The organism is Psychroflexus salarius, assembly GCF_900129035.1.
Classification (GTDB): Bacteria; Bacteroidota; Bacteroidia; order Flavobacteriales; family Flavobacteriaceae; genus Psychroflexus; species Psychroflexus salarius.
Window position 1 is genome coordinate 1 of the sequence record NZ_FQTW01000016.1, and the last position, 9,126, is coordinate 9,126.

Genomic DNA, 9,126 nt, shown 5'->3' on the forward strand with positions numbered 1-9,126 from the left:
GTGAAAATAAATACAGCTCTGGAATGTTCATTGGTCAGTCCCATTCCTGTGTATTTCATCAAACTCAATATTGAACTATAATATTTAAATATCAGAATTTTCATTAAATAATAATCAAAGTATTTATCGAGAATCCAATTTTTATTTCGGATTTCATAAATGTTGCACAACGTTCTCGGGTATGAAACGTAGGGCATTTCGAAGCACTTAATTGTCCGACCGAAACGAACTATATTAAGAGCCGAAAACTTGCGGAAACCACTGTCCGCCCTATGTTTTATACCCATTGTTGGCGTGTCGTTTTATTTATTTCTTCTTCAAAATTGTCCTTTATTATCTTTTCTAATTTTCTGTTTCCAAACCAATGAAAAGGAGATTTCAAATCGTGAAGTCCATAGCTGGTTGAGTTAATTAAAATGTCTTGTCGGTCATAGATAACTACAATTTGTCGACCCCAATTTGTCGAGAACCAACTCCAAGGTGGAGATAAAACTGATACTTGTTGGTTATGAATCTGTAAGTTCCAACCAAGTTTTTCAGTCAAATTTTTAATAGCTTCTCGGTTTTTGTCTTTTAATGTTCCACTTATGCGTTTTAGTCTGTCAAGATTAATAATTGAATAAAGTAGAAGTCCACCGAGAATTAATGCAAGTCCAAAAAGGACTGAAGCACCAATTATGTAATCTCCCTTTTTCAATTGATCCAAGAAGAAAAGTCCCGAAAGTAACGGATAAGCACCTACTATAACTACATATGTCAAAAAATCAAAAATTGGTTCAATCAGCCAAGTCTTTCTAATTACTCGTCCTTTTTGTTTTGATTTTGGTATGTCGATTTTATCGTGTCTCAATTTTGTGTCGTTTTAATGCACGCCAACGGTCTCGTATAACCGTCAGTTACGGGATTAAAGTTAATGTTTTTCGGTTTAGTACGGACGTTAGCAATTCCGAGTGGATTCGGACGTAGTCGAATCCGCCGTAATTGCGGTTATACATTGTTGGCAACTGTGTTTTTATTTTATTATTTCAATTCCTTTTGTTACATCTTTAAAAAATGATTCCAACTCGTTTTTTGTGGTATCAATCAATTCCGCTTTTTGAATTTCATTCCGATTGAGGTCAAACATCCTGATTTTCATTCCTGAATAAGAGAGATAGTTAATAGTTGAATCAATTTTAAAGTTCTCTTCGTAATATGGTTTGTCGTATTCGTAATTTAATTTTTTCACGAATTTGAATTCCAGATTTCCATTTTTGTCAGTCCAATATGTGTAATTCAGTTTTCCAGTTTCTCCATACAACCAAAAGTCAAATACAATGTAATTAAAGTCTTTATCGTGAAATACTTTTAATTCTCCACCATCAGCAGAATGGTCGTTCAGTTCAAAAGTATCTGGTGTTCCGAATTCCGCTTTGTTTTTCTCAAAATCTTGAAGTAATTCAAAATCTTTAAGTTCAGAAATGGTTTGTTCAAATGTAACAGTTTCCGTTTTCTTTTCAGATTTCTGTTTTTCTCCACAAGAGCAGAGTCCGATTATTAGAAAAATGATTAAAATTCTGTTCATAGGTTTTTCGGACATTGTTGCCAACGGTCTTGGCTATGGTTTCGTTGCGGATAAATCCGCGAGGATTTTCCGCCGTAAACCAAAGTTAACAAATACGCAGGAATTTCCGAGAGGAAATTCCGCCGCAATGAACTATAGCCGGTGTTACCTGCTGGCTTATTCGCTATATATTTCAATCAACTTATTAAATTCAGTATCATATGAATACGTGCATCCCATACAATTTGAAATAGTTGTATTTCTTGTTTTCAATCGCTCAATTATTTGACTTTGCGTTTCATTTATTTCCCCAAGTTGTATAAGACCAATTGTACCTAAAGCTTGAAGTTCTGGTGAAAATGCGGTTAACCATTTATTCAAACTCTCAATGTCTTTTCGCTTAACATATTTCATCATTTTGGAAGATTCATCTGAAATTGAACTTCCACTATAACCGCAACCAAAGCCTACTACATATTCCGCTAATATTTGAGTTTTTAATTCCTTTTCAGTTAGTTGAGAATTATAAAGTGAATTATGTATTTTGATGTATGATTTAATTTTGTTTTGCGCAGGTTTAATTTCTTCTGTGTGTTTTATCTTTTCGTTATAAGAGTCAAATTTCGAAATCCAACCAAACATTAGCTTTCCGTTTTTGCTAAGGAAGTTTATTTTAATATAATCATCTATAGTTATTCGATTTTGTTGGTATCCGCTATCTACTGGTCTTTTGAACTCATAGTAAACTAAAAACGCATTCCTCTCTTTAATATATTTCGACGTTATTAAACTGTCAAATTCTTGAACTGTTTCGAAGGCAGATATTTTTTGCTTTAACTCCTCAAATTTGAGCTGAGCATTTGCAGCATTAAATATAATTATAAATAAAAAGGTTAATGTTGTTTTCATAAGTTTTTAAAGCTTGCAGGTAACGGTCTCGTATAACCGTCAGTTACGGATTTAAAGTTAATAATTTTCGGTTAAGCACTGACGTTAGCAATTCCGAGTGGATTCGGACGTAGTCGAATCCGCCGTAATTGCGGTTATACATTGTTGTGCCCAGTTTTTATTTTTTCAATCAGTTTGTCAATCCGTTCATTTCTGCACCAAGCTGTACGGTCAAAATTTATTTCGTGAACAGTTCTACCATAATTATTAATTTTTAAAATTCTTTGTTTTCCAAAAAGAGAATCTTCCTTATTTTGAAAATCATAGCTTAAATTTTTATAATCGTATTGGTTATTTTTTTCCTCATTATTAGCTAGGTTAACAGTTTTAATTTCCAATTTGCGGTCAGAGTCATTAAACTCAATTTTAAAAACTTCTCCGAATTTATATTTTTTTCTAGTCCGATAGATAAACCAAGTTATAACTCCAATCGAAATTATTAGACTCGACCACAACGGATTTTCAAATAGAAATTCAGCAGTTGTGTTTACTCTAGTCGGTCTTCCATTAGAAACAAATAATGGAATGGCAATCCAACTTGCTAAAAAGAGGACAATGAATAATACAATATATTTAATTCCGATTGTCAAAAAGTTTAAATCAGAAGTAGGTTTTTCTATTTCGTATCTATCGTTCATAAATTGGGCACAACGGTTTTGGCTATGGTTTCGTTGCGTGAAAATCCTCGCGGATTTTCCGCCGTAAACCGAAGATAGCAAATTTGCGAGGACTTTCCGAAAGGAAAGTCAGAAGCAATGAACTATAGCCGGTGTTACCAAACGGTTTTTTATAATCCAATGTCTTTAATATTCCAATAATCAATTTTTCCTTTTTTCTCTGTTCGGTAGAAAATGGCAAAATCAGTTCCAACTGCCCAATCAGTATCAGGTACATCAATGTCTGCTTTAAAATAAAGTCGGTTTGAGCGTATAAAATCATATTCCACACTTCTCAATACTGAATATTTTAAAAAATCTCCATCAAGACTATCTTTAAATGTCGATTTTTTTACTTGAGATTTAAGAATAACATCGTTACCTTTTTTTAATATTATTTCAGTTACGTTATCGTGATATATGTCTTTATAAATTATTGGTTTGTTCAAGTCGTTGATTCGGACGATTGAGCTGTCGTTCAACGAGTATGTTTTTAATTCAAGTTGGTGAATTTCATTCCCAATTTGCACTTCTTGATGTTTTCGAATAGTATCAAAGTCGGTTTGCCAATAAACAACGGTTGTGTCTAATTGTTTCATTTCAGATTCCGATTCTGGTTCTGTTTTTAATTCAGCATCTGGCTTATATTCAGATTGCGTTTTTTCCGACTTTTTTAGGTCGCAACTTGTTAAAATTGAAAGTGTTAATATTAAAATCAGAAGTTGTTTCATTGTACGGTTTTCAACTGTTTGGTAACGGTTATGTATATGGCTCGTAGCGTGCAAGTTAGAAAATTATTTTCGGATTAAGCACAAGCCAGATTTTTAAATTTTACTATTTATCTTTTTTTTATTGGAAATCGTCAAATTTAAAAATTTGGCGACTTTCCAAATATACCTTAACTTCGATTAAACAACTAATTAGCTATGAGCTATATACGTTGTTGCCAGCAGTTATTTTTGCAGGAAGCCATATTCATATATTTTAGGTTCAATCTTTTTAGCAAGTGTTTTTAATTTATCTCGCAAATCAGAAATTAATTCCATATAAATCACATCATCACTTGAGCTGTTCATTCTACCTATATCATTTCTCCCTTGAAAATACTCTCGTATTTCGTAAATAGATGCATTTACATTGACATTTTCTTTTGAGTGATAGTATTTCCATAATTCAAGACCAGAATTGAATGTTTCTCTTGCTTCTTCAGAGAATTCAATCGACAATGAGTTTTTACAGTTTTTTGCAAAAAGTAATTTGTCAGTAGTATTTTTAAGTTGTGCTTTTCCATTAATGATGTTAGCCATAAAATTACTTTCAAACCTTTCTTTAGCATTTACTTCTGTTTCGGTAAATGGTATCCAATGGTTTGTACCATATTTTGACTCAATTTGATTGTCAAATAAGGTATATGTAAAGCAATCGCTTTTGAAAACATCGTCTTGTAGCCAATTATCATTTGGCCAAAGAAATTGGTCTCTATCATTTATCCAATCAGCCGGAATTGATTTTCTTACTGCATAATAAACAACAAAATATATTAAGTTGGATTGATTAATACTAAAACAATATCTCTTTTGTTGCTTACTTAAAATTGCAAGTTGTTTATTATGCTGAAAATCAGGCGCACAACTAACCATTAAACCAATTCGATTTTCATCATTGTCAAATGTTTTAATCCATTTATTTATACTTTTTGGAAGATTGCCTCTAAAGACCTTTTGACCAATAAAATCCGCATTTTTATTATAAATATCACATTTTATTTCTTCAACCGCTTTTTTTGAATTCAAGTCCCATATCGTGAAACCGATTGGAAATTTACCTGTTACGTTATCAAATGTTTTAGCTGGTGATATAAAACCGTCGACAAAATCTGCTAAAAAAAGTGTTTTGAACTTTCTAAAATTTGTTCCTTGAATAAACTTTAATTTTGAAAATATTGCAAGTTTAGAATGTGGTATTTTCTCATATATGATTGCCATAAATAAGGCAAATAATTCATTTGATGCATTACCTATCTTTTGATTGTAAAATTCTTTTACTTTATAATTTGTAGAAACTCCAGATTTATTTTGCCCACTTCTAGACACGGTTTTTGCATTTGTTGCTTCAGCGTAAGGTGGATTTATGTAAATAATTAATTTTTCTCTTTTCTCCTCACTAAAGATGATTTCCCGCAAACTCTTTGGCAATTTATCAAAATCATCATTTAAAAAATCAAATTGAAAAACGTGATTTTCTAAAAGGTTTGCACCGTGTTCAATACGTTCGTGCATCACATTTACATCAGCTTGGTCTAATGTACTTGCATAAATATTGTATTTATTATTTAAGCCTGCAAGCAAATTCCCAGTACCAGCAGCGCAATCCCAAATGTAATATTCGTCTTGCCAATTCTCTCCTAAATAATTGGTAAGATATTTTTGTGAAAGTTCTACCCATTGTCGTGGTGTGAAAAATGCACCTTTTCGTTCTCTAATGTCTTGTGGGACTAACAAATCTTTTCGATAAATTATATAATCTTGAAATTCTTTAATTGGTGGTCGCTTGTAAAGTTTCCAAAAATGTTGGTAGGTTTCCTTTTTCTTTAGATTTATTGTAGCATCAAACATCTGTTTGATGTTTTCCTTTTTTATTTTATAACCTTGATTTTCAAAAACAACAAATAAATTATCTCGTATCGTTAAGTCGTCATCAATACTTTGGGTTCCTTTATCATCTACAAATAAGTCTGCTAAATAAAAGTCGCTATCATAAATATTGGCTTTGTTTAATTCTTCCCAATTGACATCTATTATCGGTTTTACAAATTCAAGCCAACGTAAATAAATAGGTATAAAATTGTTCTTATCAATTTTTATTTTGCTTTTTGTTGTTGCTTTAGCAACATTATTATTGATAAAAGTTGATAATTCCTTTTCGTCTTTTTCGTAATTAAAAACATAAGTTTTTTGCTTTAATGTAGATTCAATTCTATCCTTTATTAGCTTAAATTCTTTAGTTCCGTGATTACTTGATGTTACATTCCAATTAAAATCATTGAGATAAAAAATATCTTGAATATTGATATATGGAACAAATGCCATTTTTTGAAAGTCAAAAGCACCAAGAAATGCAGGTGGCATAGTCTTATCAAATGTCCTTGCTTTTCCAATAGTTAATATGAGTTGGACAAACATAGTTGCAACATCAAAATTACCTGTTTTTGCTTCTGCCCAAAGAAGTGGTGTTCTACCAAATAAACTATCCTGCTTTGGAAATACTGTGAAATCGATATTACCTAATATTTCAGTTGTATCGAATTGTTTAAACCATTCAGCTCCAACTTTATTTTTTAACTCTTCTTCTCTTATTTTTTTGTACTTCATTTCGATGTTAGTAACGGTCTCTTATAATTGCTGGCAACGGTCTCGGCTATGAGTAGTTGCGTGGTTTAGCACTTAACTTTGCAAGTACACACCAAACTGAAAATCCGCGAGGATTTTCAGAAGTAGGAGAGAACAAGCAATTACTTATAGCCATTGTTGGGCATAGTTTTTTTAGTAGGAACACGTTTTTAAAAGCCATTTAGTTTCATCAATGATATTGTCATAGTGGAATATTTTAATTCCATTTTTTGCACTTTCTCTTTTTAATAAATATGTTTTGTCGTTAAAGTCTTTTCTCCTTCCAGCTATGACAACATACTCCATTCGAGTGCTATCATATTCGTAAAACTCCGATGGTAGGTTTTCTGTCGGATTTTTATATTTATTGAAAACATTAATTAAAGTAGAGAAGTTTTTGTCTAACCAATGTTTCCAGTCATTAACTTGTCCGATACCTTTCCTTATTGTTTCTCCAAATGCACCATCTTTTAGGGTAATTTTTCCAGAAGGGTTTTCAAGTTCGATAAATAGAAAATGAAATCCCATCGAATTCCTACCTACAATTAAAAAGTCCGCTTGATGATTTGGTGGTAATGGAAATTCTTGGAAAATATACCTATCGTGATGACCATAAAGTGTGTGATTACATAGAATTGAACCAATTATGAAATGAGCTTCATTGTCACGAATAAAATTTAAAACTTCTCTTTCATTCACATCTTTATCGATTAGCTCAATGAACTTTTCCAGTTTTATATTGTAGTCAGCATTTTTTGTAGCTAATTCAATGTCGTTAAGAAAATTATTCGGGAAATAAGAATTGACATTTAAGATAAAAGGTCCTTTTCTATATAATTCAAGCATTTTCATATGCAGGTCAACAGTATTCTTTCTTTGGACAATTCCTTTTATTGACACTTGGGAATCCAATTCGCGATACTGTTGAAGAATTTCTTTTTCTTCTGTATTTAGCTCAAAAAAGTTTCTTTTATATATACTCATTTTTCAAATTATGCCCAACGTCTCGCGTATATGGTTTTGTGGCGGGCAAATACGCTATTATTTTCAGTTTATAAATTCATTTTTTAAAAATACACAAAACTTCGAGTTTGCTTCAAATTCCGCCATAAACTATATATGCTGTTACAGAGCGTTATTTTCTCTTACTATTTTTTTAATAGCTTCGAATGTCTCATTCCTTGCTACAATTTTACCAGAAGGATCTATTAAAATTGTAGACGGAAAAGTGTTAATATCAAACTTAGCTACTATTGAATTATCATTGTATTGAGTATTATCTACAAATACGTGTTCCCAATTCATTTCGTGTTTTTTAGTAAAAGATTTAACTTCTTCAATATTGGAATCGAAAGCCACACTTATTAATTTAAAATCATCACTTTTACTTAACTGATTATTTACATCTTTGAGTTCAGGTAATGCTTTAATACAAGGTGCGCACCAAGTTCCCCAAAAATCAATAAGTACATAACTTCCTTTATAAGTTTCTAACTTAAGATTAGTATTGTCAATCATTTTTGCTTCAAAATCAAGAGGATAAAAACCTACTATATTACCTTTTGGTTTGTCATTATCTTTTAAATATTCTAAAGAAAGTTGATTACCTAATTTTGAAATCTTTTTTATCGTGTAATCTTTACCATCAGCATTAAAAACATCGCCAATATTATAGGTCATAAAGCCATTTCTTTCTGAAATATTATTTTGACTCTCTCCATAAATGAAAATTCGTACATTGTTACTATTGTAAATAGGGGTTGTAAATCCATTTGAGATTTCAAAGGTATATTCCTTATTGTTGATTAATGCCTTTCCTTTTTTATGTTGAGGAATGCTAGCAAATAAAAAATAATTCTGTTCGATTGGGTTTTTAGTAGATAGAGAAATCCCGAGACCGCCTTTGTATGGACTTGGTTTAATTACTGTACTTTTCTCAACAATCTTATCCTTTAAAAACACATCGTACTTTACAATAAGATCTTCTAGTAAAGGTTGCATGCTATCCTGTTGATTTCTTGTTAAGGGATACGGATATTCTAAAACTTTCTCATTCTCAAAATTATCATCATTGTCAGAATCAACAATAATAACTTTTCCGCTTTTTCTGTTAGTTCCAATAAGAATTAATATCTCATTATCTATTTCCTTATCTGTCAAATCAAGGGTATCAATTTTCCTGTCTCTTACCAGTTCTATAAAATCTTTTTTATCAATTAACCCACTTTTATAATCACTATACAATTTTTGATTTTTGTCCGCACTAAGCTTTCTCACTACAAATTCATCTATTTCATTTGGAACACCGCTATAAAAAATTGAATCCTGAGATGGGAAAACTATTGAATTACCAGGCTCAAAACTTCCATAACCCTTTTGGTCGATCAATTTTATGTATAGTTCTTTAGATTCTTTTTGACATCCTATTACACTCAATATTGCTAAGAGATAAATTATTTTTTTCATTTCTTATAATTTTTTTTACAATGCTCTGTAACGTTCTGCGTATAACATAAGTGGCGACTTAAAACGCAAATAATTTCAAATAAATATTAAATTTTACAAATATGAAACTACTATCAATTTTAAA

Annotated in this window: 8 protein-coding genes; all 8 read right to left on the minus strand. The window is 31.1% G+C overall.

What is annotated here, in order from left to right; genetic code table 11:
* Nucleotides 1-277 precede the first annotated feature (277 nt).
* The 8 genes from BUB82_RS11250 to BUB82_RS11285 all read right to left on the minus strand — a co-directional run bounded on the left by BUB82_RS11250 (nucleotide 278) and on the right by BUB82_RS11285 (nucleotide 9,002).
* Nucleotides 278-850, minus strand: coding sequence for a hypothetical protein (locus tag BUB82_RS11250; protein ID WP_073193725.1), 573 nt, complete (start codon nucleotides 848-850; stop codon nucleotides 278-280).
* A 162-nt stretch (nucleotides 851-1,012) separates the two neighbouring features.
* Complete coding sequence (locus BUB82_RS11255; RefSeq protein WP_073193726.1) at nucleotides 1,013-1,579, minus strand: hypothetical protein; 567 nt, start codon at nucleotides 1,577-1,579, stop codon at nucleotides 1,013-1,015.
* 141 nt (nucleotides 1,580-1,720) lie between these two features.
* Nucleotides 1,721-2,452: a hypothetical protein gene (locus BUB82_RS11260; protein WP_073193727.1), complete on the minus strand. Its 732-nt coding sequence runs from the start codon at nucleotides 2,450-2,452 to the stop codon at nucleotides 1,721-1,723.
* Nucleotides 2,453-2,586: 134 nt separating this feature from the next.
* Nucleotides 2,587-3,129 (minus strand): hypothetical protein, encoded by a 543-nt coding sequence (locus tag BUB82_RS11265; protein WP_073193728.1) that lies wholly within the window; start codon nucleotides 3,127-3,129, stop codon nucleotides 2,587-2,589.
* A 149-nt stretch (nucleotides 3,130-3,278) separates the two neighbouring features.
* Nucleotides 3,279-3,878, minus strand: coding sequence for a DUF4738 domain-containing protein (locus BUB82_RS11270; RefSeq protein WP_073193729.1), 600 nt, complete (start codon nucleotides 3,876-3,878; stop codon nucleotides 3,279-3,281).
* A 222-nt stretch (nucleotides 3,879-4,100) separates the two neighbouring features.
* Nucleotides 4,101-6,518, minus strand: a complete 2,418-nt coding sequence (locus BUB82_RS11275) for a hypothetical protein (protein ID WP_073193730.1) — start codon at nucleotides 6,516-6,518, stop codon at nucleotides 4,101-4,103.
* Between the two features lie 171 nt (nucleotides 6,519-6,689).
* Nucleotides 6,690-7,520, minus strand: a complete 831-nt coding sequence (locus BUB82_RS11280) for a Shedu anti-phage system protein SduA domain-containing protein (protein WP_073193731.1) — start codon at nucleotides 7,518-7,520, stop codon at nucleotides 6,690-6,692.
* A 141-nt stretch (nucleotides 7,521-7,661) separates the two neighbouring features.
* A complete protein-coding gene (locus tag BUB82_RS11285; protein WP_073193732.1) occupies nucleotides 7,662-9,002 on the minus strand; it encodes a TlpA family protein disulfide reductase in 1,341 nt (446 codons plus the stop codon).
* Between the last annotated feature and the right edge of the window lie 124 nt (nucleotides 9,003-9,126).

What these genes read in the sequence shown, in the direction of transcription:
- BUB82_RS11270 (WP_073193729.1), bottom strand. Translation starts at nt 3,878, where the DNA reads ATGAAACAACTTCTGATTTTAATATTAACACTTTCAATTTTAACAAGT.
- BUB82_RS11260 (WP_073193727.1), bottom strand. Translation starts at nt 2,452, where the DNA reads ATGAAAACAACATTAACCTTTTTATTTATAATTATATTTAATGCTGCA.
- BUB82_RS11265 (WP_073193728.1), bottom strand. Translation starts at nt 3,129, where the DNA reads ATGAACGATAGATACGAAATAGAAAAACCTACTTCTGATTTAAACTTT.
- BUB82_RS11280 (WP_073193731.1), bottom strand. Translation starts at nt 7,520, where the DNA reads ATGAGTATATATAAAAGAAACTTTTTTGAGCTAAATACAGAAGAAAAA.
- BUB82_RS11275 (WP_073193730.1), bottom strand. Translation starts at nt 6,518, where the DNA reads ATGAAGTACAAAAAAATAAGAGAAGAAGAGTTAAAAAATAAAGTTGGA.
- BUB82_RS11285 (WP_073193732.1), bottom strand. Translation starts at nt 9,002, where the DNA reads ATGAAAAAAATAATTTATCTCTTAGCAATATTGAGTGTAATAGGATGT.
- BUB82_RS11255 (WP_073193726.1), bottom strand. Translation starts at nt 1,579, where the DNA reads ATGTCCGAAAAACCTATGAACAGAATTTTAATCATTTTTCTAATAATC.